At 61.5% G+C, this 1,091-nt stretch carries 1 protein-coding gene; it reads right to left on the reverse strand.

Annotated elements, in window-relative coordinates; genetic code table 11:
* Positions 1–923: aminotransferase class III-fold pyridoxal phosphate-dependent enzyme (locus tag EN750_RS35725; RefSeq protein ID WP_245482910.1), on the reverse strand; the 923-nt coding region annotated here is incomplete at its 3' end.
* Positions 924–1,091 lie beyond the last annotated feature (168 nt).

Consider the following 1,091-nt stretch of genomic DNA (forward strand, 5'->3'; position numbering starts at 1 on the left):
CCATAGGCCTTCATATAAACCTCGCGCCGCGCGATCATCGCGCCGACCGCGGCCTTGCCCGCGCCAAGCGATTTGGCCAGCGCCGTCACATCGGGAATGACGCCGTAATGCTCGAAAGCATAGAAGCGGCCTGACCGGCCATAGCCGCACTGCACTTCGTCGGCGACCCACAACACGCCATACTGGTCGCACAGTGCGCGCAGCTTCTGCCAATATTCGGCCGGCGCCTGAATGATGCCGCCACCGCCCTGGATGGTTTCAAGCACGATGACCCCGACCTCCGGATCGGAGCGGAACAGGCGCTCGACCGCCTCGATGTCGGCAAACGGGATGCGGACCGTGTTTTCGGCCACCTTGAAGTCCGCGCGGTAAAGCTGCCCGTCGGTGATGCCCAGCACGCCTTTGGTCTTGCCGTGGAAGGAATTCTCGGCATAGACGATCTTCGGCCGCTTCGGACCGGCCGCGCGCTCGGCGAGCTTCACCGCCGCTTCCATCGCTTCCGAACCGGACGAGCCCAAAAATACCATGTCGAGATCGCCGGGCGAGCATTTGGCGATGTTGTGCGCAAGCGCTGCCGCATATTGCGACATGAAGGCGATGGCGATTTCCTGGCGCTTCTCTTCCTGGAATTTCTTGCGTGCTTCCAGGATGCGCGGATGATTGTGGCCAAAGGCCAGCGAACCGAAGCCGCCGAAGAAGTCGAGGATCTTGCGGCCGTTCTGGTCGATGTAGAACATACCTTCGGCACGCTCGATCTTGATCTTGTGGAAGCCGAGCAGCTTCATGAAGTGCAGCTGGCCGGGGTTGAGATGCGCCTTGAACAGGTCGGTCATGCGGGCAACGTCCATCGCCTTGGCCTGCTCGACGCTGATCAAATCGGGCTTGGCGATGGTGGCGGGCGACAGCGACGGCGCGCTGACCATGGTGCGCAAATTGGTCTGTTCGGGCTTGGCCATGACGGTCATTTCAATCTCCTGTCTGCACGCACGACCAGGATCGAGCGCAACGAAAGCTGTTTTGCGAGCCGCTATTCGGCGGGCACATGTTTGGTGGCGACGGCGTGACCGGCTTTCTTTGCGCGGTACTCGCTG

Source organism: Mesorhizobium sp. M7A.F.Ca.ET.027.03.2.1 (assembly GCF_003999175.1).
In the GTDB taxonomy this organism is placed as follows: domain Bacteria; phylum Pseudomonadota; class Alphaproteobacteria; order Rhizobiales; family Rhizobiaceae; genus Mesorhizobium.